Origin of the sequence: Parafrankia soli (genome assembly GCF_001854695.1) — a bacterium.
GTDB lineage: Bacteria > Actinomycetota > Actinomycetes > Frankiales > Frankiaceae > Parafrankia > Parafrankia soli.
This window is the reverse complement of record NZ_MAXA01000113.1, coordinates 153,534-177,248: the sequence shown is the minus strand read 5'-3', so window position 1 is coordinate 177,248 and position 23,715 is coordinate 153,534. Positions and strand designations below refer to the sequence as shown.

The 23,715-nt window shown below is 73.4% G+C and carries 19 protein-coding genes; 5 read left to right on the top strand and 14 right to left on the bottom strand.

What is annotated here, in order from left to right; translation table 11 throughout:
- Positions 1-294 precede the first annotated feature (294 nt).
- The 6 genes from BBK14_RS11160 to BBK14_RS11135 form a co-directional block, all read right to left on the bottom strand.
- Positions 295-1,638, bottom strand: coding sequence for a sugar ABC transporter permease (locus tag BBK14_RS11160; RefSeq protein ID WP_071061642.1), 1,344 nt, complete (start codon positions 1,636-1,638; stop codon positions 295-297).
- A complete protein-coding gene (locus tag BBK14_RS11155; RefSeq protein WP_071061785.1) occupies positions 1,635-2,417 on the bottom strand; it encodes an ATP-binding cassette domain-containing protein in 783 nt (260 codons plus the stop codon). The genes BBK14_RS11160 and BBK14_RS11155 overlap by 4 nt, the downstream gene beginning before the upstream one ends.
- 95 nt (positions 2,418-2,512) lie before the next feature.
- Positions 2,513-3,670: a sugar ABC transporter substrate-binding protein gene (locus BBK14_RS11150; protein WP_083390861.1), complete on the bottom strand. Its 1,158-nt coding sequence runs from the start codon at positions 3,668-3,670 to the stop codon at positions 2,513-2,515.
- Positions 3,671-3,959: 289 nt separating this feature from the next.
- Positions 3,960-5,120 (bottom strand): ROK family transcriptional regulator, encoded by a 1,161-nt coding sequence (locus tag BBK14_RS11145; RefSeq protein WP_071061780.1) that lies wholly within the window; start codon positions 5,118-5,120, stop codon positions 3,960-3,962.
- Between the two features lie 41 nt (positions 5,121-5,161).
- On the bottom strand, positions 5,162-6,787 hold the full coding sequence (locus BBK14_RS11140; protein ID WP_476739391.1) for a class I SAM-dependent RNA methyltransferase: 1,626 nt from the start codon (positions 6,785-6,787) through the stop codon (positions 5,162-5,164).
- Entirely contained in the window at positions 6,784-8,982 is a 2,199-nt protein-coding gene (locus BBK14_RS11135; protein WP_071061637.1) for an APC family permease, read from the bottom strand. The genes BBK14_RS11140 and BBK14_RS11135 overlap by 4 nt, the downstream gene beginning before the upstream one ends.
- Before the next feature lie 155 nt (positions 8,983-9,137).
- On the opposite strand from BBK14_RS11135, the gene BBK14_RS11130 reads away from it, so the two are divergent.
- Both BBK14_RS11130 and BBK14_RS11125 read left to right on the top strand, forming a co-directional pair.
- Positions 9,138-9,800 (top strand): potassium channel family protein, encoded by a 663-nt coding sequence (locus BBK14_RS11130; protein ID WP_071061635.1) that lies wholly within the window; start codon positions 9,138-9,140, stop codon positions 9,798-9,800.
- Positions 9,801-9,858: 58 nt separating this feature from the next.
- Positions 9,859-10,638, top strand: a complete 780-nt coding sequence (locus BBK14_RS11125; protein ID WP_083390860.1) for a potassium channel family protein — start codon at positions 9,859-9,861, stop codon at positions 10,636-10,638.
- Between the two features lie 39 nt (positions 10,639-10,677).
- Here BBK14_RS11125 and BBK14_RS11120 read toward each other — a convergent pair whose 3' ends face one another.
- The 4 genes from BBK14_RS11120 to dut form a co-directional block, all read right to left on the bottom strand.
- Positions 10,678-11,481 (bottom strand): DUF3159 domain-containing protein, encoded by an 804-nt coding sequence (locus BBK14_RS11120; RefSeq protein ID WP_116430047.1) that lies wholly within the window; start codon positions 11,479-11,481, stop codon positions 10,678-10,680.
- A gap of 105 nt (positions 11,482-11,586) precedes the next feature.
- On the bottom strand, positions 11,587-11,973 hold the full coding sequence (locus BBK14_RS11115; protein ID WP_071061631.1) for an OB-fold nucleic acid binding domain-containing protein: 387 nt from the start codon (positions 11,971-11,973) through the stop codon (positions 11,587-11,589).
- Positions 11,974-12,254: 281 nt separating this feature from the next.
- Positions 12,255-12,944, bottom strand: a complete 690-nt coding sequence (locus BBK14_RS11110) for a DUF3710 domain-containing protein (RefSeq protein WP_071061629.1) — start codon at positions 12,942-12,944, stop codon at positions 12,255-12,257.
- Positions 12,925-13,620 carry a dUTP diphosphatase gene (gene dut / locus BBK14_RS11105; protein ID WP_071061625.1) on the bottom strand — a complete coding sequence of 232 codons (696 nt, stop codon included), beginning with the start codon at positions 13,618-13,620 and terminating at the stop codon, positions 12,925-12,927. Before dut ends, BBK14_RS11110 begins: the two co-directional genes overlap by 20 nt.
- A gap of 204 nt (positions 13,621-13,824) precedes the next feature.
- On the opposite strand from dut, the gene BBK14_RS11100 reads away from it, so the two are divergent.
- Complete coding sequence (locus tag BBK14_RS11100; protein ID WP_071061624.1) at positions 13,825-14,133, top strand: DUF4235 domain-containing protein; 309 nt, start codon at positions 13,825-13,827, stop codon at positions 14,131-14,133.
- A gap of 111 nt (positions 14,134-14,244) precedes the next feature.
- On the opposite strand, the gene BBK14_RS11095 is transcribed toward BBK14_RS11100, so the two are convergent.
- The 3 genes from BBK14_RS11095 to valS form a co-directional block, all read right to left on the bottom strand.
- Positions 14,245-14,763: a gamma carbonic anhydrase family protein gene (locus BBK14_RS11095; protein ID WP_235014496.1), complete on the bottom strand. Its 519-nt coding sequence runs from the start codon at positions 14,761-14,763 to the stop codon at positions 14,245-14,247.
- An 87-nt stretch (positions 14,764-14,850) separates the two neighbouring features.
- Positions 14,851-15,891 carry a sigma-70 family RNA polymerase sigma factor gene (locus BBK14_RS11090; RefSeq protein WP_071061620.1) on the bottom strand — a complete coding sequence of 347 codons (1,041 nt, stop codon included), beginning with the start codon at positions 15,889-15,891 and terminating at the stop codon, positions 14,851-14,853.
- A 28-nt stretch (positions 15,892-15,919) separates the two neighbouring features.
- A complete protein-coding gene (gene valS / locus BBK14_RS11085) occupies positions 15,920-18,535 on the bottom strand; it encodes a valine--tRNA ligase (RefSeq protein WP_071061617.1) in 2,616 nt (871 codons plus the stop codon).
- 96 nt (positions 18,536-18,631) lie between these two features.
- Between valS and BBK14_RS11080 the strand changes: the two genes are divergently transcribed.
- Positions 18,632-19,546, top strand: a complete 915-nt coding sequence (locus tag BBK14_RS11080) for an inositol monophosphatase family protein (RefSeq protein WP_071061774.1) — start codon at positions 18,632-18,634, stop codon at positions 19,544-19,546.
- An 86-nt stretch (positions 19,547-19,632) separates the two neighbouring features.
- Here BBK14_RS11080 and wecB read toward each other — a convergent pair whose 3' ends face one another.
- Entirely contained in the window at positions 19,633-22,269 is a 2,637-nt protein-coding gene (gene wecB / locus BBK14_RS39915; RefSeq protein ID WP_241831395.1) for a non-hydrolyzing UDP-N-acetylglucosamine 2-epimerase, read from the bottom strand.
- 302 nt (positions 22,270-22,571) lie between these two features.
- Between wecB and BBK14_RS11070 the strand changes: the two genes are divergently transcribed.
- Positions 22,572-23,477, top strand: coding sequence for a class I SAM-dependent methyltransferase (locus BBK14_RS11070; protein ID WP_071061770.1), 906 nt, complete (start codon positions 22,572-22,574; stop codon positions 23,475-23,477).
- The last annotated feature ends 238 nt before the right edge of the window (positions 23,478-23,715 follow it).

Below are 23,715 nucleotides of genomic sequence, written 5' to 3'. Positions count from 1 at the left end.
GAATCCACCTCCCCGTTGTCGGTAATGTGCGACGAGTAGTCGGTGAAGAGAGCCCGGGAACCAGGCATGACGCGTCGGAGGGCCTGGCGTGCGGCCCCACGCCGGGCCGCTCCCGACGCCACAAGGGCCCGCCGGCGGGGCTTTTTTCCCGGGCCGGCGGGCCCTTCGCACGAACACTGCTGGGCCTGTCATCTTGTTGTCACGTCGCCGTCACATGTGAACGGCCGTTATGGGCACCCCTGATCGGCTCGCTCGCGATTACACACGGTCAGCACCGTTGGGGACTCGGGCGGCTCACCCGCGGCCACTCGCCTGCCTCCCCCGGCGCGCGGCCGCGTCCAGAAGCACCGCGGCGAGCAGGACCGACCCGGTGATGATGAACTTGACCGACTGGTCGAGACCGAGCAGGTCCATCCCGTTGGCGATCGAACCGATCACCAGGATGCCGAGCAGCGCCGACCAGGCTCGACCGCGCCCGCCGAACAGGCTCGTCCCGCCGATCACCGCCGCGGCGATCGCGTTGAGCAGCGTGTCGCTGCCGCCGGAGGCCTGCGTGACGCTCGTCAGCCGCGCGGCGGCGAGGACACCGCCGACGCCGGCCAGGCAGGACGCGGCGGCGAACGCCGAGACGCGCAGCGCGCGCACGTTGATGCCGGCCCGGCGCGCCGCTTCGACGTTGCCGCCGACGGCGTACAGGTGGCGGCCGTAGCTGGTGCGCCGCGAAACCAGGTCCACCAGCAGCACCAGGCAGCCGAAGATCAGCAGCGCCAGCGGCAGCCCGCGGTCGTCGTTGAGGATCGCCACCGCCGCGATGAGCGCGCCGCCCACGACGACCACCCGCACCGCGACCTCCGCGATCGGGCGGGGCCGCAGCCCGGCCCGCCGGCGGCCGCGGACCTCGGCGAGCTGGGCACCGGCATACCCGGCCACGGCGATCCCGGCGATCACCCATCCGGTGGCGTCGGTGAAGAAGGTGGACGTCAGCTTCGTGATCTCGCTGTCCGGCAGGTTGAGCGATCCGTCCCGGCCGAGCACCTTGAGCTGCACGCCCTGCCAGGCGATGAAGCCCGCCAGCGTCACGACGAAGGACGGGACGCCGAACACGGCGAACAGGCTGCCCTGCAGGGCACCTACGGCGGCGCCGACGACCAGCGCGGCCACGATCGCCAGAACCGGCGCCCACCCGTGGCGCACCGACAGCACCGCCATGACCGACGCGCACAGCCCACTGACCCAGCCGACCGACAGGTCGATCTCGCCGAGCAGCAGGACGAGGAAGACGCCGGTGGCGATCGTCCCGGTCGCGGCGACCTGCAGTGCGAGGTTCGTCAGGTTGTAGGAGGTGAGGAAGTTCGAGTTCTGGAACTGGAAGATCGTCCAGATCACGACGAGCCCGACGATGACCGGTAGCGAGCCGAGCTCGCCCGCGCGCACGTGGCGCAGCGCCGAGTCCGCCAGGCCGCGCAGGCCCGGGCCGGCGAAGAGCAGGCGCGGGTCGACCGCCGCGTCACCCCGCCCGGGCGCGACGACACCGACCGCCCCCGCGGCGGGAACCGACTGGACGGGGTCCGGTTGGACGGGGTCCGACTGGGCGGAGCCGGCTGCGGGCTTGGCGGCGCCGGGCGCGAGCTCACTCATCGCGAACGCACCTCCGCCCGGCCCGTCCCGTGGGCCGTGTCGGCGCCGGTGATCGCGGCCACGACGTCCTCCCGGGAGGCGGAGCCGATGTCGAACGTGCCGGCGTTGCGGCCGAGCCGGAGCACCGCGACGCGGTCGCACACGGCGAAGACGTCCGCGAGGTTGTGGCTGATCACGAGTACGGCCAGGCCGCGCTCGCGCAGCCGGACGATGAGGTCGAGCACCTGCTCGGTCTGCGCCACGCCCAGCGCGGCGGTCGGCTCGTCGAGCAGGACCACCGCCGGATCACCGAGCAGCGAGCGCGCGATCGCGACGGACTGCCGCTGGCCGCCGGACAGCGACGCCACCGGGATGCGCACGCTCGGGATGCTCACCGCCAGGGTGCGCAGGAGGTCCAGCGCGCTGCGCTCCATGCCGATCTCGTCGAGCGCGCCGGCGAACCGGCCCAGCCGGCGGCGCCGCTCGCGGCCGAGGAAGAGGTTGTTGACGACGTCGAGGTTGTCGCAGAGCGCGAGATCCTGGTAGACGGTCGCGATCCCGAGAGCCACCGCGTCCTGCGGGCGCTCGAGGCGTGCCGGGCGGCCGGCGAACCAGATCTCCCCGCCGGTCGGCGGCGAGACGCCGGAGATGCACTTGACCAGCGTGGACTTGCCGGCGCCGTTGTCGCCGACGAGGGCGAGCGCCTCCCCGGCGCGCAGGTCCAGGTCGACGTCGGTGAGCGCCTGCACCGCGCCGAAACGCTTGGAGATCCCACGTAGGGACAACACCAGATCGGACATGACGGGCCCGTGCCTTCCAGGAACAGCCACGAGGGGATCCGCGGTGAGCCGCCGGCAAAGCAGCTCACCGCGGATCCCGGGGACGGGACGTGAGGTCAGGAGATGCCGGCGGACGCGCAGGCCGTCGCGTACGTGCCGGCACACAGGTCGGCCTTGGCGAGGAAGCCGTCCTTCACCACCGTCTCGGCGACGGTGTCCCGGGTGACCGCGACCGGTTCCAGCAGGACGGAGGGAACCTGACCGTTGCCGTTGTCGACGCGCCCGGTCGCGATCGTGTCGACGGGCTCACCGCGCAGCAGCGCGAGCGCCAGGTCGGCCGCCTGCTCCGCCTCGGGGCGGATGGCCTTGTAGACGGTCATGTGCTGATCTCCGGCGAGTACGCGCTGTACCCCGGCGAGTTCGGCGTCCTGGCCGGTGACGGGCGGCAGCGGCGTCACGTTCGCCCGGCGCAGCGCGGCGACCACGGCGCCGGCCATGCCGTCGTTCGCGGCGTAGACCCCGACGATGTTCTCCCGGCCGACGGTGGTGATCGCCTGGTCCATCTCCCGACCGGCGGTGTCGGGAGACCAGTCGGGGGTGAACGTGTCGAAGCCGATCGTCACCTTGCCCTCCAGGACCGACAGCGCGCCGTCCTTGAACTGCTGGGCGTTCGGGTCGTCCTGCGAGCCGTTGATCATGATGACCTTGCCGGCGCCGGCCCGGTCGCCGATCGCGTCGAGGAGCGACTGGCCCTGCAACTGGCCGACCTTCTCGTTGTCGAAGGAGACGTAGGCGTCGACGGGCGCCTTCTGGATGAGCCGGTCGTAGGAGACCACGCGCACGCCACGGTCCCGCGCGTTGCGGGCGATCACCGCCGCGGCCTCGCCGTCCACCGGGTCCAGGACGAGGACCTTGGCGCCGTTGGTCATGGCCTGCTCGGCCTGGTTCTGCTGGGCGGCCGAGTCCTGGTCGGCGTTCGAGTACAGCACCTTGCAGTCGGGGCAGATCTTCGCCATCCGCGCCTCGAAGTAGGGGCGGTCGGCCGATTCGTAGCGGGTCGTCTGGGTCTCGGGTAACAGGAGCGCGATGGTTCCGCTCTCGGATCCTCCCTGGGGCGCCTCGTCATCGGACGAGTCCGACGTGCATCCCACGGCGGCCAGCACGACCATGACCGCCACCGACGCGGCCGCGAAAAGGCGACCTCGCCGTCTCCCCGCATGGCCGCGCATCCGACCGCGCCGAGGTACCCCGTCGTCGAGCGAGTTGTCTGCCACGCGCCCCTCCCGAGTTCGCTGCTGCGTGCCGGAGCGAACCGGTCACGCTCTGGTGGCAGTCTGCGGAGAGGATGACTTTGCCGTCAAGACTTGAATACAAGAATTAGGTCCGCAAAGTTTCTCATTCATGTTCCGATGGCATCACGACCCGAAGGCACAGATCGGCGACTCAGGGTTGCGGCGGTGGGGCCGGAACACGCCCTGAGCTGGTACTCCGGAGCTGGGCCTGCGCGGACGCGCCCGTCAGGCCGGAGGGGTCAGCGCGGCGCCGGTCAGGATTGGCGCCCGGTCAGCGCGGGATCGGCTCGCCCTCGCGCAGCACCAGCGCGAGGGCGCCGAGGACCTCCGCACGCTCGCCGAGCACGCCGGCCACGATTGTCGGGACGGCCGCCGGAACGGCGAAGCGGTGCACCACCTGGCGCATCGGTTCCAACAGGGTCTCCCCCGCCGCCGCGAGGTCGCCGCCCACGACGATCATCTGGGGGTTCAGCAGGTTGCACAGGTTCGCGGCCGCGTTCCCGATGGCCCGGCCGGCGTCCGAGACCACGCGGGCGCATCCCGCGTCACCGGCGACCGCGCGGTCGATCATCCCGCGCACGGTGAGGTCCGGCCCGTGGCTCGTGCGCAGCGACTCGAGCAGCACCGACGTTCCGACGATCGTCTCCAGGCAGCCGCGGTTTCCGCAGCGGCAGACCGAGCCGTTCTCGTCCAGCGTGGTATGCCCGATCTCGCCCGCGGTTCCCGCTCCGCCGCGGTGGACGCGCCCGTCGATGACCAGGCCGGAGCCGACGCCGGTGGAGGCCTTGAGGTAGGCGAGGTCGCGGACGCCCTGGCCGGCGCCCCAGTGCAGTTCGGCGAGGGCACCGAGGTTGGCGTCGTTGTCGACCCGGACGGGCAGCCCGAGCCGCTCCGACATCTGCGCGGCGGCGGGCACGCCGACCCATCCGGGCAGGATCGCCGAGGATCCGACGGCGCCGGTGACCGCGTCGATCGGGCCGGGCAGGCCCATGCCCACGCCGACCACGTCCGCCCGGTCGACGGCGAGCCGCCCGAGCAGGTCGTCGACCAGCCGGCCGGCCGTCGCGATGCCCTCCTGGGCCTGGTGATCGACGTCGATGTCGACGACGTCCTCGGCCAGCACCTCGTGCGCGAGGTCGCCGATGGCGACCCGCAGGTGGCGGTGGCCGAAGTCGAGCCCGATCACGACTCCGGACCGCCGCGACAGCGACACCCGGACCGCCCGCCGCCCGCCGCTCACCGCGGGGCGCACGTCAACGTCCCCACTCTCGCGGAGCTCACCGACGATGTTGGAGACGGTCGCCGGGGACAGCCCGGTCAGCCGCGCGATCTCCGCCTGGGCGAGGCTGCCCTCCCGCCGCAGCACGCCCAGGACCCGGTCCCGGTTGGCGGCGCGCAGCGACGACTGGGAGCCGGGCGGCGTTCGGGGCATGAACACAAAGCCTTGCGGCGCGGCCACGTGGCCGTCAACGGTCATCGCGGTAGCGCCGTGCTGCCCGTACCTGGCCGGGCCGGCTCCACGGAGCCGGCCGCGCCCGCGGCACCGGTCGCGCCCGCGGGCGCGGGCTCCAAGGTCGCCACGCACTCCACGTGCGAGGTCATCGGGAACAGGTCGAACGCGCGGAGCTCGGTGAGCCGATACCCCTCGCCCGCCGCGACCGCCACGTCCCGCGCGAGCGCGGCGGGGTCGCAGGCCACGTAGACGACCCGGCGCGGCCGGTGCGCGAGAAGCTCGGTCATAACCTCACGACCCGCGCCGGTCCGCGGCGGGTCGAGCACCGCGACATCCACCGCCCGCCGGGCCGGGCCGGGCGTGGCGCCGCCGGCCGGGAGGCCGTCGGCGGGCGCGGCCGGCTGGTCCGCCGCGCCGACGAGGCCGCGGACCGTCGCCGGGGTCACCCGCAGGGAACGCAGCGACACCCAGGGCAGGTCCGCCAGGCTCCGCGCGGCGGAGCGGACGGCGGCCTCGTCGGATTCCAGCGCGATGACCCGCCCGGTCGGTCCGACCGCCTCGGCGAGGAACGCGGCGAACAGCCCCGCCCCGCAGTACAGGTCGAGGGCCGTGTCCCCCGCCGCAGCCGCGGCCGCCTCGCGCACCGCGGCGACCAGCGTCGCCGCGGCGGCCGGGTGGACCTGCCAGAAGACCCCCGGCTCCAGCCGGAACTCGCGGCCTTCGACCGTCTCGACCACCTCGACCGGCGCCGGCTCGCCGCGGTCAGGACCAGGGCCCTCGGCGTCGGCGGCGAGGCCGGTCTCGGTGACGCGCCACCCGCCGGACCGCGTCGAGTACGCCACGGCGTCGCCGGGCATCGCCACAAGCTCCACCGCCTGGCCGGTCACCTCGGGCGAGCCGTCGCCGGTCAGGAAGACCGGGTCGGCGATCACCCGGGCGAGCAGCGGATGAGCGATCTTGCAGTCGGGAGTGGGCACCACCTCGTGGGAGCGGTGCGCGCGCAGCCCGACGCCGCCGTCGGGCGTCCGCGAGAAGCGCATCCTGGTGCGCCAGCCCAGCCCGTCGGGCCCCTCCGACGGCAACGCCTCGACCAGCACGGCGCGGTCGAGGCCGGCCAGCCGCCGCAGCGCGTCCTCGACCACCCGTGCCTTGAGCCGGCGCTGCGCGGCGGGCGTGGCGTGCTGCCAGTCGCACCCTCCGCACCCGCCGGGACGCGCGTGCGGGCAGGGGGGCGCCACCCGGTCCGGGGAGGCGACGAGGATCTCGACGGCGTCGGCGCGCCAGTAACGGTCGTGGGAGACGTCGGTGATCCGGACTCGTACCCGCTCGCCGGGCAGCGCGTGACGCACGAACACGACCCGACCGCCGGCGCGGGCCACACAGAGCCCACGGTGCGCGACCGGGCCGACGTCAAGCTCCACCAGTTCGCTGGGCGGAACGGGGACGGGGCGCGTCACCCCGCCCACCCTGTCGGTCCGGTCCCGATCGGCCCGCTCCGGCCGGTCCCGGCTGGTATCGCCGGCGCGGTCCCGGGCGGCGTCGCCGGCGCGGTGCCGGACCGGCCGTCCGGTCCGCTCCGCCGTGCCGTCCGGTGCCGCGGGGTGTCGCCTGGTCCCGCTGGACGGCCGCGCCGGGCGCCCGCTCACGGGGCATCCCCGGGCGGCGCCGCGTTTGAACTGGCCGGCGGGTTCGCGGTCACGGCGGCGTCACCGCCACCAGCGCTCCCCGGCCCCGGACCCCGGTGCCCAGGCCGGAAGTGCCCGGGCGGGGCCGCGCTGCCCCGTCTGACCGCGCCCGCGCCGACCGACTCCTGCCTGGTCTGCGCGTGCGAGCTGGACGCGAGCTGCCACGGGACACTGATCATCATCACCCCGGGCTGGAAGAGCAGCCGGGCCTTGAGCCGCAGCGCGCTCTGGTTGTGTAGCAGGTGCTCCCACCAGCGCCCGACGACGTACTCCGGGACGAACACCGCGGTCACGTCGCGCGGGCTCTCCCGCCGGATGCGGGCGACGTAGTCGAGGACCGGGCGGGTCACCTCCCGGTACGGCGACGCCAGTACAACGAGATCGATCTTGATACCGCGTTCCTCCCAGGCCTGGCGCAGCCGTTCCGTCTCGGCCGGGTCGACGGCCACGGTGACGGCGACCAGCGTGTGCGGCTTCGTGGCCTTCGCGTAGGCCAGCGCGCGCAGGGTCGGCGCGTGCATCTTGCTGACCAGGACCACCCCGTGCACCCGGGACGGCAGGGTCGGCGGCCCGGGCTCGGGCGTCAGCTCGGTGGCGACCCGGTCGTAGTGCCGGTGGATGGCCTGCATGCCCAGGTAGATCACCGGGATCGCGATGCAGACGATCCAGGCCCCGCGGGTGAACTTGGTGAGCAGCACGAGGATGAGCACGGCCCCGGTCAGGCACGCCCCGAGGAAGCTGATGGCCTGGTAGCGGCGGATCCTGCGGCGCATGCTCGCGTCCAGCGGCACGCCGCCGGCCAGCGGGTCACCATTCCGCTCGCCACCGTGCTCGGCCCTCCGCTCGCCGCCCGCCACCAGCGGGGCGGAGCCGTCGGGGGCGGCCGCCGGGTCGGATTCGCGCAGCAGGCGCGCCCAGTGCCGGACCATCCCGGTCTGGCTGAGGGTGAACGAGATGAACACACCGAGGATGTAGAGCTGGATCAGCGCCGTGACCTGCGCGTCGAACACGACGATGAGCAGGATCGCGAACCCGGCCAGCAGCACGATCCCGTTGGAGTAGGCGAGCCGGTCGCCGCGGGTGTGTAGCTGGCGGGGCAGGTAGCCGTCGCGCGCGAGGATCGAGCCGAGCACCGGGAAGCCGTTGAAGGCGGTGTTGGCCGCCAGAATGAGGATGAGCGTGGTCACCGCGGCCACGTAGATGAAGCCCACCGAGCCGTCCCCGAACACCGCGGCCGCGATCTGGGCGACGACGGTCCGCTGCTCGCCGTGCGCCCCGATGAGGTCCGCCGGGTTCTCGGCGATGTGGACGTCCGAGATGAGGGCCAGCGCCGTCACGCCGACGAACATGGTGACGGCGATGACGCCCATCATCAGCAGCGTGGTGGCGGCGTTGCGGCTCTTCGGCCGGCGGAAGGCGGGCACGCCGTTGCTGATCGCCTCGACACCCGTCAGCGCCGTGCAGCCCGACGCGAAGGCGCGCAGAACCAGGAAGAGCAGGGCCAGGCCGGCGAAGTTCTGCTCCGCGTGGACCTCATAACCGGCGCTCTCGGCCCGCGGTGCGTCCCCGAGGACGGTCTGCACCAGCCCCGTCACGATCATCACGAGGATGCCGATGATGAACGCGTAGGACGGCGCGGCGAACGCCGACCCGGACTCACGCACACCGCGCAGGTTGACCAGCGTGAGCAGCACGACCAGAAGGCTGGCGATGAGCACCTTGTGCTCGGCGAGCCCCGTCGCCGCCGATGTCAGGTTCGCGACACCCGCGGACACCGACACGGCGACGGTGAGCACGTAGTCCACCAGCAGGGCGCTGCCGACCATCAGGCCGGCGCGGGGGCCGAGGTTGACTGAGGCCACCTCATAGTCGCCGCCGCCGCTGGGGTAGGCGTGCACGTTCTGCCGGTACGACGCCACCACGGTCAGCATGAGGATCACGACCGCGCCCGCGATCCACGGCGTGTAGTGCAGCAGCGTGAGTCCGCCGAGCGCGAGGACGAGAAGGATCTCCTCCGACGCGTAGGAGACCGATGAGAGCGCGTCGCTGGCGAACACGGGGAGCGCGACCCGCTTGGGCAGCAATGTCTCACCGAGTCGGTCCGAGCCGATGGGGCGACCGACGAATCCGCGCTTCAGTCGGTCTGTGAGCGCCACGCGGCGATGCTACCGACCCCGATCCCACCTCCCCAGTGTGTGTGACGTGGCGCACTCCAACCCGGCCATAGCGACACACGTGCCCGATGAGCTGCCAGGACGGGTGGCCGACAGACATCGACCGGGCAACCCCGATCGGACTACGCTCACCTCCCGTGCACGTCGTGATCCTCGGCTGCGGCCGGGTCGGCTCATCCCTGGCTGGTGCCGTCGAGCGGCTCGGCCACTCGGTGGCCGTCATCGACCAGAACCCGGCCGCGTTCAATCGCCTGTCGGCCGGCTTCGGCGGGCGGGCGGTGACCGGCATGGGCTTCGACCGGGACACCCTCGTCGAGGCCGGCATCGCCGGGGCGGCCGCGTTCGCCGCAGTCTCCAGCGGGGACAACTCGAACATCATCTCCGCCCGGGTCGCCCGGGAAATGTTCGGCGTGGAGCGGGTGGTGGCCCGCATCTACGACCCCCGGCGGGCCGAGGTCTACGAACGCCTCGGCATCCCCACCGTCGCCACGGTGCGCTGGACGCGCGACCAGATCCTCGGTCGTCTCGTCCCGGACGCCGTCACCCCCGAGTGGACGGACACGTCCGGCTCGGTGCTGCTCACGGCGGTCACGCCGGCGCGCGGCTGGGTGGGACGGCGGCTCGCCGAGCTGGAGTCCCGGGCCGAGGTCAGGGTGGCGTGCGTGACCCGGTTCGGCGACGGCCTGCTCCCCGACGGGCGGACCATGGTGCAGGACGGCGACGTCCTGCACATCGCGGTCGCCAAGGCGCGGGCCACCGAGGCGGACGCGATCATCCGCACCGGCCCCGACCACGACTGACGACGCGGGCACCACTGGCGACGCCGGCACGACTGACGACGAGAGACGAGGACCTGCGATGACCGCGGATCCGGACGCGCGTACCGGGGGCACCGAACAGGACGGGGCCGCCGAGCGGAGCGGGACGGCGAACCGGCGGGTGRCGATCGCGGGCGCCGGCAAGGTCGGCCGCTCGATCGCCGCGGAACTGCTGGAGAACGGCTCCGAGGTGCTCATCATCGAGCGCGACCCGAACAAGATCCGCCGGGACGCGCTGCCCGCGGCGGACTGGCTGCTCGCCGACGCCTGCGAGCTGTCCTCCCTCGACGGCGCCGGCCTGGACTGCTGCGCGGTGATGGTCGCCGCCACCGGCGACGACAAGGTCAACCTCGTGGTCTCGCTGTTGGCGAAGACCGAGTTCGGCGTGCCCAGGGTGGTCGCGCGGGTCAACCATCCCAAGAACGAGTGGCTGTTCACCGAGTCCTGGGGCGTCGACGTGGCGGTGTCCGCGCCGCGCATGCTGACCGCGCTGGTCGAGGAGGCGGTGAGCGTCGGTGACCTGGTGCGCCTGATGAAGTTCCGCCAGGGCGACGCCTCCCTCGTCGAGCTCACCCTGACCGCGGACGCGCCCGTCGTGGGCCGGCGGCTGGGCGACGTCGACCTCCCACCGGACTCCGCCGTCGTCGTGATCCTGCGGGACGGCAACGCGGTGGTCCCGTCACCGGACAGCACGCTCGAGCCGGGCGACGAGGTGCTGGCCGTCGCGACCACGAGCGAGGCCGAGGAGAGCCTCGCGGCGCTACTCGGCGCCGTCCCCGCCGACGCCAGCCGGAACCAGCGCGTCTCCGGGGTGCTCTAGCCGATCCCGGTCGTCGCGCCGGGGGCGCGGCGCGGTCTGTCAGTCGTTCGGGATGCCCGCGGCGAGCTGGCCGGGTTCGCCCGTCTGACCGTCCTCCCCGGACGGCTCGTCCTCCGCCAGCGGGGCGAGGCGCCGGACGATCGCGAAGGTGGCCAGCACGGCCGCGCCGAACAACGGCAGACCCAGCACGATGTTCGCCGCCGCGAGCCAGCCGGACTCCCCCGCGAGGTAGAGCACGCCCTGGATCGCGAACCGCGCCGCGAACACCGCGATCCAGACGAAGGTGGCCCAGACCGCCGCCCGCCGGACGGACGGTGTCTCCCGCCAGTTGGAGTACCGCTGGTCGAAGCCGGCCATCACGTAGCCGCCGACGGGACGCCCGACGAGGACCGAGCCGAGGCCGACGACGGCGCAGACGGCGTTCTTCGCTATCGAGGGCAGGAAGAAGCCCTCGGCGCTGCCCGTCCGGGAGGCTATGAAGGCGGCGAACCCGACCGCGAAGAGCCCGGAGAACGCCTGCTGGACGGGCTCGTGTCGCACCACCCGCAGGACCACGAGCCCGGCCGCCGCCGCGATCGCGACGATGATCCCCGCCGTCAGGCCGGCCTCGGCGTTGACGGTGACGAACGCCACCGTCGGAATGGCGCTGTCGATGATTCCGCGCGGGCCGCCCACCGCCTCTGCCAGCGTGACCGGTGGCTCACCACCGGTGCCGCGACCGCCGGACCCACCGGACCCACCGGCCCGGCTGGCGATCCCACCGGCCCGGCCACCGGCGTCGTCGTGCCCGGCCGGGAGGCCAGGGCCCGCCCCCGGTACCGCGACGCCGTCGACCGGGGTCACGGCCGCTCCGCCGGGGTCGCCCGGACCCGTCGCCGGGTTCGGCACTGACGGATCCTGCGGAGACGCTGGTGGCATGGGCGGTGTAGTCCTGTCGCCGGGCGCCACTCAGGCGCTGGTCGAGGAGGCTGGCAGCAGCTCGTAGCGGGGATTGAACATCGTGGTCCGCTCGTCGCGCACGACGACCCGACCGGATGCCTTGACCGATCGACCGGCCTCTATGCCCGCGATGTGCTTGCGGCCGAGGAACACGAGAGTCACGGTGCCGCTTCCATCATAGAGGTCGACCTCCAGACTCGGTGCCCCCGAACGCGCCCGGACGGTTACCGAACGTATGGATCCGGCGACGCACGCCTCCTCGCGGTCCCGACAGGCGTGCATCGGGTCCGCGCCGACGGCGACCGACGCCTGCCGCAGCTCCTCGTCCTCAAGTTCCTGGTTGTCCGCTGTCAGCCGGTGGAACCGTCGTCCCAACCAGCCGCGCCCCTCGCCCACGGCTCCTCCGATCATCGAACCGCTCCCGAAGCCGGGCGACGGAATCCGAAACCTGGGACGTCACCGGACCGGCGGGTGGGAATCCCACCACGAGCCCACGCATCGGCGCCCTGAACCGGGATTATGAGGTGGACGGACCACCCGCCACCACCGATCGCGCCCATGATGGGACAGCCGGCGAGGGCCCGCCGCGCGCCACGGACTCGTTCCCGTACTGTTTCGGCGCCGTTCCGCCTCCGGTCACCGGCCTCGGCGCGGCGGCCCGACGGGCCGGGAAAGGGTCAGCGGGTCTCGCTGATCCGAACGCCGGGAACCGGGATCGCGGGCCTGGAATCCGAGCGCTGCTCGGCTTCCGCGCCGGGGCCGTCCGGATGCTCGGAGATCTCCTTCGGCAGCCGCAGCGGCAGCGGATCCCGCACGGGCATCGCCGAGTCGCCGCGGACCACGATGATCCCACCGAGCGTCTCGTCGAGCAGCGGCCCGGCCGACGGGTCCTGCCCCGCCGCGCCGGTCACGACGGCCCGCAGGAACCAGCGGGGCCCGTCGACGCCGATCATCCGCCCGGGCACGGTCTCCCCCGGCTGGCTCGTGGGCAGCCGCAGCCGCAGCTCCAGCCCGTACGGGCCCTCGACCTCGCTGCCGCCGGTGTCCCGCACGGTCTCCAGGATCTCCGTGCGGACGTCGTCCCACAGCGGGCTGGTCTTCGGCGCGGCGAACACCGCGAGCTCCATGGCGCTGCGCCCGTCCGTCACGACGACGGTGAGCGGCTTGCCGGTCGACTCCTCCACCTGGAACTGCACCTGGACGCCGCGCAGCGCCGGCACCCGCAGCGCCCCGAGGTCGAGCCTGTGCACGTCGTCGTCGGGCGCCTCCTCGAGGTCGAAGGGGCCGACCAGATCGACGTCGTCCGGCTCCTCCGCCCTCGGGTCGGCCGCCATGACGGCCGACGACCTACGACCCCGACCGAACACCGTGGCCCTCCCTTCGCGGTCCACCGTCGGAGGACCGCCCGAAACCGCCCGTCGACCCGAAGCCGCCCGCACCCCGGACGGAATCCGGGAGCAGGTCGACCTCGCGGAAGACCGCGTGCTCCACCCGCTGGACCACGAGCTGAGCCACCCGATCCCCACGACGGAGAGCGATGACTTCACTTCGATCGGTGTTTATAAGTATCACCTTGACTTCTCCACGGTAACCGGCATCGACGGTTCCGGGGGCGTTGACCACGGACAGACCGTGTCGCGCGGCCAGTCCGCTGCGGGGATGCACGAAAGCCGCATAGCCCTCGGGCAGCGCGACGGAGAGGCCGGTTCCGACGATGGCCCGTTCACCGGGCGCCAGCGTGACGTCCTGCGCGGTCACCAGGTCGGCGCCGGCGTCCGAGGGCTGGGCGTAGGCGGGCAGCGGGAGATCCGGGTCCAGACGGCGGACCAGCACCTCCAGCGTGCCCGCGCCGACGGCCGGCTGGCCGGTCGGCGGCACCGAATCACCGGTCGGCTGGCGGGTCGGCGGCTCGGGGCGCTGCGCGCCGGGGACGATGTCGCCGGCCACGCCATCACCGGGCACGGCGTCGGCTGGTGGAACGTAGGCGCGCAGGGCGCCGACAGGAAGCGGGGCGCCGGGTGGCGTGGGGGTGGTCGCGGTCATGATTCTCCTGGGTCGTCCTCACCCGGGCGGGCTGTCCGCGACACTAACGACTCCCCGTGACGAGACGGCCGGCACATGCCGGCGACACGAGGACGACCCGGCCTCCGGCGGTCGCGAGGAGGAAACCCCGCGCCGCGGGGTAGGGCAGAAGAGCGATACCAGCTGCGCCCCGGCGAGTCGGGGCGCACGGACGAGAGGTGTGGGGTGGCCGGACCGGCTTCGAAGATGGGATGGAAGATCGTGGGCGGCGCGGCGACCGCGCTCGCCGGCACCGCGGCGAGCAGGGGCGTCACCGCGGCCTACCGGAAGATACGCAAGTCCGACCCGCCGGTGAACCCGGCGGACCCGGAGACCTCCTGGGCGGAGGCGATCGCCTGGGCCGCGCTCTCCGGCCTGGCCATCGGTCTCGGCCGGCTGGCCGCCGAGCGGGTCGCCGCGCGCGGCTGGGTCCGGGCGACGGGCTCCCCGCCCCCCGGCATGCTGCGCCCGGAGATCTCGACCTCGGAGAACTAGGCCGACGGCGGCACCGCTGCGTACAACTGTGGCGGTTGAGTGACATCCACGACTCGCTCAACCGCCACGGATCACCGAACGCCGGGCAGCGGCCTCGGCCGCGGGCCTCGGTCAGTCCAGGCGGCGCAGGTCCTTGCGGAAGCGGCGTCCATTCTCGACGTAGTGGGCGGCCGCCATGGTGATGAGCTCCTGCGAGGCGGCGCCCTCGCGGATCTTCGCCGGGATGCCCAACGCCATCGCCCGCTCGGGAACCACCATCCGGTTGCCGACCACGGCGCCGGCGGCGACCAGGGCGCCGCGTGCCACCCGGGCCTGGTGCAGGACGATCGACCCGGAGCCGACCAGGGAGCCGTCCTCGACCACGCAGCCCTCGAGGTGCACGATGTGCCCGATCACGCAGTCGTCCCCGACGATCGTGGGGAACTGCGCGGTCGTGTGGATCACCGTGCCGTCCTGGATGGACGTCCGCGCGCCGATCACGATGCGCCCATGGTCGCCGCGGAGCACGACGCCGGGCCAGACCGTCGACTCCGGGCCGATCGTGACGTTCCCGATCACCGTCGCGTCGGGATGAACGTACGCGGACGGATCGATCGAGGGTTCGAGGTCCCCCAACGCGTAGATGGCCACGTTTCCATCCTGCCGTATCGTGCCGCCACCCGTGGCACTCATGGTTTCCGCTGGTCGCGGCGCCCGTCCGGGCGGGTGGCGACGTACTCAGCCGCCGTGTGGCGGTTGCGTGAGATGGCGCAGCTTCGCCGGGTTGACCACGACGTCGATCTCCGTGACCAGCCCGCGCCACACCGTGAGCGCGACGACGTTCACCAGCCGCGGACCGGCGTATGTGGCGATACCCGCTCCCCCGTTGACCTCGACCGGGACGAAGCGCACCGCGGTCCCGTACCGCCGGCGGCCCTTCTCGATCAGGCCGTGCAGGAACCGCGCCACCTTGTCCGCCCCGTCGATCGGGCGCAGCGCGGCGCGCACCACACCGCCGCCGTCCGAGCGCAGCACGACGTCCGGGTCGAGGACGCGCAGCAGCGCGGCCAGGTCACCGCCGGCGGCGGCCGCCAGGAACGCATCGGCGACACCGCGCCGCTGGGCCGGGTCGGGATCGAAGCGGACGGCCCGCTCCCGCACGTGCCGCCGGGCGCGGCTGGCGAGCTGCCGGCTGGCGGCCGGGCTGCGGCCGGTCACCTCGGCGACCTCCTCGAAGCCGTAGCCGAAGACGTCGTGCAGGATCAGCGCGGTCCGCTCGGCCGGGCTCAGTGACTCCAGGACGACCAGCATGGCCATGCTGACCGACTCGGCGAGGGTGACCCGGTCCGCCGGGTCGGCCCGCTCGGCGGCCACGGCCGTGACCTCGCCGACCGGGCCGGTCGCGCCGCCCCCGCCGGCCGGGCCCGGCCGACCCCTGCCGGTGTGGGCCGCGACGCCGGCCACCGCCGACCCGCCCGGACCGGACGGGTCGACCAGCGGCTCGGGCAGCCACGGCCCGACGTAGGTCTCCCGCCGGACCCGGGCCGAGCGGAGATGGTCGAGGCAGAGCCGGCCGACGACCACGGTCAACCATCCGCGCAGGTCCTCGATGGCGGCCGGGTCGGTCCGGGCGAGACGCAGCCAGGCGTCCTGGACGATGTCCTCGGTGTCGGTGACCGAGCCGAGGATGCGGTAGGCCACGGCGCGCAGGTACCCGCGCTCCGCCTCGAACGCCTCGGCCAGCGCACCGGGGCCGCCCACGTCGGGCCTGTCGGTCACACCGCATCCCCGTCGCGGACGGTGACGATCAGCCGGCCGGCGGGACGAGCACCACGTCGACAGCCAGCTCGCCGCCGGTGCCGACCAGGCTCAGCTCCCAGATCCCGCCGGCGCTGCGCAGGTCCACGGTAGCCTGCCCGACCAGCGCGACGACGTCGGCGTCACCGCTGACCCGGGCGGTGGCGACCTCGGCCTTCATCGACACCTTCGCCTCGGACTTGGCCCGGCGCACCGCGGAGAGCGCGGCGCCGACCGCGTCCAGCAGCTCGGGACGGCCGTCCCCGGCGGCCTCGCGGACCTCGGCGGCCTCCGGCCAGCGGGCCCGGTGCACCGAGCCCGCCCGCCACCAGGACCAGACCTCCTCGGTGACGAACGGCAGGAACGGCGCGAACAGGGTGAGCAGCGTCGACAGCGCGATCGACAGCGTCGCCCGGGCAGAGGCGGCGCCGGCCTCCCCGTGCCCGCCGTACGCCCGGCCCTTGACCAGCTCGACGTAGTCGTCGCAGAACCGCCAGAAGAAGGTCTCGGTGACCTCGAGCGCCCGGGTGTAGTCGTAGCCCTCGAACGCGCCGGTGGCCGTGTCGACGACCCGGGCGAGCTCGGCGAGCAGTGCTCTGTCCAGCGGTTCGGTGATCGCGGCCGGGCCGGGTGCGGCGTCGCCCGCGAGGGCCGCCTCGCCCTCGCCCGCCTCGGCGAGGCCCAGCACGAACCGGCTCGCGTTGAGGATCTTGATGGCGAGCCGGCGGCCGGTCTTCATCTGGCCGACGTCGAAGGCCGTGTCGGTGCCCGGACGGCCCGAGGCCGCCCAGTAGCGGACGGCGTCCGAGCCGTGCTGCTCGAGCAAGCCCATGGGCGTGACCACGTTGCCCTTGGACTTCGACATCTTCTTGCGGTCCGGGTCGAGGATCCAACCCGAGATCGCCGCGTCCGTCCAGGGCAGCGTGCCGAACTCGTCGTGGCTGCGCAGCACGGTCGAGAACAGCCAGGTCCGGATGATCTCGTGTGCCTGGGGGCGCAGGTTCATCGGGAACACCTGCGCGAACAGCGCCGGGTCGCTCTCCCAGCCACTGGCGATCAGCGGCGTCAGCGAGGAGGTGGCCCAGGTGTCCATGACGTCGGGGTCGGCCATGAAGCCGCCGGGCACGCCCCGCTGCTCGGCCGTGTAGCCCGGGGGGACGTCACTGGACGGGTCTACGGGCAGGGTGGCCTCGGCCGCGACGATCGGGGCGTCGTGGCGGGGCTGGCCGTCCGCGTCGAGCGGGTACCAGACCGGGAAGGGCACACCGAAGAAACGCTGCCGGCTGATCAGCCAGTCGCCGTTGAGGCCGTCCACCCAGTTCTCGTAGCGCACCCGCATGTACTCGGGGTGCCAGCGCAGCTCGCTGCCACGCTGGCGCAGCTGCTCACGCAACTGCTCGTCCCGGCCGCCGTTGCGGATGTACCACTGGCGGGTGGTGACGATCTCGAGCGGCCGGTCGCCCTTCTCGTAGAACTTGACCGGGTGATTGATCGCCCGCGGCTCACCGAGCAGCGCGCCGGACTCCTGCAGGGCCGCCACGATCGCCGTCCGCGCGGCGGCGATCGTCTTCCCGCCGAGCTGGGCGTAGTGCTCCCGGCCGGCCGGCGACGAGATCGCCTCGGGGGCCTCGGCGATCAGGCGGCCGTCCCGGCCGATCACCGCGCGGGCGGGCAGCCGCAGCTCACGCCACCAGATGACGTCGGTGAGGTCACCGAAGGTGCAGATCATGGCGATGCCGGAGCCCTTCTCCGGATCAGCCAGCCGGTGCGCCACCACCGGCACCTCGACGTCGAACAGCGGCGTGCGCACCGTCTGCCCGAACAGCGGCTGGTAGCGCGCGTCGTCGGGATGCGCCACGAGTGCCACGCAGGCCGGCAGCAGCTCCGGACGGGTCGTCTCGATCACCACCGGGTCGCCGCCGGGCCGCCCGAACGCGAGCGTGTGGTACGCGCCGGGGCGCTCCCTGTCCTCCAGCTCGGCCTGGGCGACCGCGGTGCGGAACGTGACGTCCCACAGAGTCGGGGCCTCGGCCAGGTAGGCCTGGCCGCGGGCGAGGTTACGCAGGAAGGCCCGCTGCGCCACCGCGCGGGACCGGGTGTCGATGGTCGCGTAGGTGTGCGACCAGTCGACGGAGAGCCCGAGACGGCGCCAGAGCTCCTCGAAGCCCTTCTCGTCCTCGATCGTCAGCGTCTCGCAGAGCTCGACGAAGTTGCGCCGGGAGATCGGGAGCTGGTCCTTGCCCGGCTTCTCCGGCGGGGTGAAATCCGGGTCGTAGGGCAGCGACGGGTCGCACCGCACGCCGTAGTAGTTCTGCACCCGCCGCTCGGTCGGCAGCCCGTTGTCGTCGAACCCCATGGGGTAGAAGACCTCGCGCCCGCGCATCCGCTGGAAGCGGGCGATCAGGTCTGTGTGGGTGTACGAGAACACGTGGCCTACGTGCAGCGAGCCACTCACGGTCGGTGGCGGGGTGTCGACCGAGTAGACCCGCTCCCGCGGCGCCGACCGGTCGAACTCATAGGTCCCGCGCTCGTGCCACTGCTCGGACCAGCGGGTCTCGATCCCGTCCAAGCTCGGCTTGGCGGGCACCGCGCGGGTCGGCCGTTCCGTACTGTCCGTTGCCACCACGCGCACAATCCTACGGGGCACGCGATCGTCGCCATCGCGGCGGGAGTGCGGGCCGCGGGCCCCTCGCCGCTCTCGCCGCCGGCCAGCCTTGGCAGGATGAGCACCGTGGACGCGCCCCCCAGCACCCTCCGCCCGGCCCCGGCCGCCCTGCTCGACCTCGGCCTGGACGTCGCCCGCGAGGCCGGGGCCCTGCTCGTCACCGGCCGCGCCGGCACGGTCGCCGCCGAGGCGACGAAATCCTCGCCGACCGACGTCGTCACCGCGCTGGACCGGGCGTCGGAGGCCCTCGTCGCCCGCCGCCTGCGCGAAGCCCGCCCGGACGACGGCCTGCTCGGCGAGGAGGGCTCCGACACAGCGGGCACCAGCGGCGTCCGCTGGATCGTCGACCCCCTCGACGGGACGGTCAACTTCCTCTACCGCCTGCCCAACTGGGCGGTGTCGATCGCGGCCGAGCTGGACGGCGAGATCGTGGCGGGCGTGGTGCACGCGCCCGCGATGGGAGTCACATACACCGCTGTCCGCGGCGGCGGCGCCTTCCGCTGGGAGACACCGGTGGGCACGGATCGCGGGGGCGACCTGGGCGCTGGCACCGGCGCGGGCGCGTCGCTCGGGCCGACGGCCGGGGAGCCGACGAAGCTGACCGGTTCGGCGGTGACCGAGCTGGGCGGCGCACTCGTCGCCACCGGCTTCGGATACACCGAGCGCCGCCGGACGACCCAGGCCGCGGTGCTGACCCGGGTCGTGCCCAGGGTCCGCGACATCCGCCGGATGGGCGCGGCCTCCCTCGACCTCTGCGCCGCCGCGGCGGGCATCGTCGACGCCTACTACGAACGCGGACTACACCCCTGGGACCACGCGGCGGGCGCACTGATCGCCGCCGAGGCGGGCCTGCGGGTCGGCGGCCTGGACGGCCGGGAAGCCGGCGAGGACCTCGTCATAGCCGCTCCCCCCTCCCTGTTCGCCAACCTCACCGCCCTGCTGGCCGAACACCCCCGAGCCGACACCGACTAGCGGCCACCACCAGCCCGGCGGTCCGGCCCCGCTTCCGGGCTCCGCGATGCGGCCCCGGCCCAGCCGGGCCAGGGGCTGGGGCTGGGCTATGGGAGGGTCAGGGAGGTGCCTCCGGGTGTTGGTTTGCTGGTCCCGGCTGGTGGGCGCTCGAACCAGACGGTGCGGCGGACGTAGTCGATGTGGCTGACGATGATCCGTACGACGCGGCGGGAGACGTCGTCCACGTCGTAATCGGGGACGATCCGCGGTGCCCGGTCCCCCTGCGCCGCGTCGACGACCAGGTCGACCGCGGCGAGGACCCGGTCCGGCCGGGGCAGGCAGGAGACCGCCACTCCGTGGTCGACGCCCTCGGGGCGCTCGTGCGCCTCCCGGATCATCACCGCGGGGAACCCGAGCAGCGAGGCCTCCTCGGTCAGCGAGCCGCTGTCCGAGATCACGCACTGCGCCGCCCGCTGCAACGCGATGTAGTCCGCGAACCCGAAGGGCCGGCAGAAACGGACGAGGCCGTCGGTCGCCGGGGCGCGGCCGGACGCCTCAAGGGCGTCGAGACGATCCCGGGTACGCGGGTGGGTGGAGACGATGATCGGCACCCGGTAGCGGGCGGCCAGCGCGTTGAGTGTCTCCAGCAGGCCGATGAGCAGCTCCGGCGCGTCGACGTTCTCCTCCCGGTGCGCGCTGACCACCAGGAAGTGGCCCGCGGTGACACCGAGGTTCGTGAGCACCGGTGAGGCGTCGACGAGCGGCGCGTAATGGTCGAGGACCTCCTTCATCGGCGAGCCCGTGACGAAGATCCGCTGCGCCGGCAGACCCTCGGCCAGCAGGTGGCGCCGCGCGTGCTCGGTGAGCGGGAGGTTGATGTCGCTGAGGTGGTCGACCAGCCGGCGGTTGATCTCCTCCGGGACCCGGTCGTCGAAACAGCGGTTCCCGGCCTCCAGGTGGAACACCGGGATGTGCCGCCGCCGGGCCGCGATGACCGCGAGCGTGGTGTTCGTGTCCCCGTAGAGCAGCAGCGCGTCCGGGGACTCGTCGACGAACACCGCGTCGGAGCGGGCGATCACCCGGCCGATGGTCTCGGCGGCGCTCGCGCCGACGGCGTCGAGGAAGTGGTCCGGTTTGCGGATACCGAGCTCGTCGAAGAACACCTGGTTCAGCTCGTAGTCATAGTGCTGGCCCGAGTGGACCAGGCAGACGTCCACGGCCCGCTCGAGCGCCGCGATGATTCGGCTCAGCTTCACGATCTCCGGACGGGTGCCGACCAGGATCATGACCCGGGCCCGGTGCTCGGCCGGCCCGGGGCGGCCGCGCGGCACCGGCGCGGGGACTCCCATGATCTCCGTGCGCGGCACCCGGTCGGGCATGGTCATCCGGCCGGCCGCGCCCTGGCGGTCCGGGGAGAGGCGCCGGTTCGGGACCGTGGGAACGGTCGGCCCGGTAGGGGCGATCGGCGTGGACGGCGCGGTCGGCACAGAGGGACCTGTTCGTGCGGTCGTTCCCGCCGTCCCGGTCATTGCGGTCATTCCTCCTCGTTCCGCCGGCCCCCGCCCGACGGTGCTCTCTCCCGCGGCACCCTGGTCCGCGACGCTCTGTTCCTCGGCGCCCTGACCACCGACGCCCTGGGCCCCGACGCCCGGCCCGCCGGCGCCCTGGCCGGGAATGCTCTGGCCCCTGGCGCCCTGACCGGGCACGGTCTGACCGTCGGCACCGCCGCCGTCCAGCCCGGTCGTGTTGGGAGAGGTCGCGGTGTGGCCGGTCTGTGGCCTGGGCCTGGCCGCCGGTATCCGGTGGGACACCCCCATGTCGGGCTCCCCGGCGACACCAGGATCACGCCGGACGTCCGCATCACGCCGGGCATCCGAGTCACGTCGGGCATCCGGGTCACGCCGTACGTCGGAATCACGCCGGACGTCCCCGCCGCGTCGGTCCCCCGCGCCGCGTCGGTCCCCCGCGCCGCGCTGGGCGTCCGCGCCGCGCTGGCGGTGGGATCCCCCGCCGGAGAACCAGCTCCGGAAGAAGCCCGTCCGCGTGAGCTCGGCGTCGTCCCCGTGTTGCCGGGCGCCGGTGTGGTCGTCTCTGTCGCCTCTCGTTCTCGACACGCCGCTGTCCCTTCTACCGGAGCGGATCGACCGGCTCGGCCGACCAGGGCTGATGCGGCGGCCGGTTACCGGAGCCGTGTTCGTCGAGGTTCCTGTCAGGCATCGGCGTGCACTCCGTTCGGGGAGGTGAGGGCGGCGCGGGGGCTTCCGATCGCGCCGGGACGAGGCGCCGGGCGGCGCCGGGGGGAGCCGGGGGGAGCCGGGGGGAGCCTTCGATGTCACGCCGTTCGATCGCGGTCGCCAGCTCGTCGACCATCGCCGGCCACCCGGGCGACCGGAGCCGGTTACCGACCGCAGCCGGCGCGCGGACAGCGCCCGGTTGCGCACCTCGCCGAGCAGCTTGGTCATCCCGTGGACGTCCACCGGGTCGGGCACGCCCTCCTCACGTCCCTCCGCGCGCCGCCCGACCAGGCCGACGGAGTTCACGACGGCGTCCGGCCGCACCGCGGCGAACGCGTCGGCCATGGTGTCGCGGCGGCGGACGTCCACGCCGGTGAGCACCCGGTCGGCGGGTGGCGGGCAGGACGGTGCGGTGGCCCTGACGGCGACGGTGACGTCATGGTCGCGGACGAGCCGGCGGACCAGCTCACCGCCGAGCATGCCGTCGCCACCGAGGACCAGTACACGCATCTAGCGCTCCTTCGAGTGGGCCGTCCGCTCGTGATGCCCGGCCTCGTGGTGCTCGGGTGTCCGGCGCCTGGCCGCTGACACTGAAGCAAGTATGACTCTCTGTATTGAAATGATCGCTACCTGAAGCGATGACGCGCCGAGCAGAGATGCCAGACATCAGCCCGGGTCGATCTACTCTCTGTGCCTAAGTGACGACCAAAAGGCGCGCCCAGGCCTCGGACGGGTCGCCGACGGCTGGTCGGAGGCGCGGGCGCCGGGACGGATCGCCCACGGGCAACGGACGAATGGGGCACGAGACGGGGATGACGCACCGGACGGCACGGCTCCCGGCGCCACCAGGCCGGGCACGGCGCCTGCGGTACCACCGCAACAGCCGGGGCGAGCTGTGGGTGAACGTCACCTCGTCCCACCTGGTCCTGCCGGACTACGTCAACCTCGACCCCGCGTTCTCCCCCGGCCTCGTCGCCGCCTACCCCGCGCTGCGGCGGATGTCCGACCTCACCCGGCTGCTGCGGGCGTCCCGCACGCTGCGCCTGCTGCGCAGGGGGTGCGCGGCCGGCTGGCGATCGGCGCGCCGGCCGCGGCTGGCCGCGGTCGTCGCCCGGCTCGCCCCCCGCCCCCGTCCCAGCCCACGTCCGCGTCCACGCCGGCGCGACCTACCGGCGGGGCCGCGGGGCGGACGGGGCTGGACGATCCGCGAACAGTGGGAGGCCCGGGAGGTGGCCGTCGTCGCGCGGCACGACCCGCGGGCCGCGCTGCCACTGGACGACGACTCGGTCGATCACCTCCTCTGCGCGCACGTCCTGCAGGAGCTGCCGCCGCCGGCGATGCGGCGGGCGCTGGAGGAGTACGCCCGCGTCCTGCGCCCGGGCGGGACGCTGCACGTCGTGCTACCTGACCTGCGGTACGCGGTCGACCGGTACGTCCGCGGCGAGATCGACGCCGACGAGCTGGTGGCGTGGCAGCGCCTGCGCTCGCCCGGGGAGGAGCGGGGCGCGGGGCGCCTCGGCCTGCCCCGGCGCGGGAACGCGCGGCACCCGACCAGTCCGGTGAACCGGTGGCACTACGACGCGCACACGGCCGAGCGCCGGCTCGTCGGCGCCGGCTTCAAGATCGCCTCCGGGACGTCTGCCTCTGGGACGTCCCCGAGCTCGCCGGTGTACCGGGAGGACCCCGGCTCGTTGCACCTGGTGGCCGTCCGCGCCTAATGGGAGCTACCGGCCTCGGCTGACCGGCCGCGCCCGACCGGCCGGGCGGGGCACGTTCGGGCCGTCCGGCGGCGTCCGCGCGGCAGCGGCACCCTCATCTGACAGATGATGCGGTGTGCCCCGATTCGTCCCGCGTCGGTTGTCACATCCGACTTGCGGGCCCGCAACATCACTATTGGCTGACTTATCTTTCGTTGACTTACCTTTGTTTTCGCCGGCAGGCACGCGCCGGTATGAG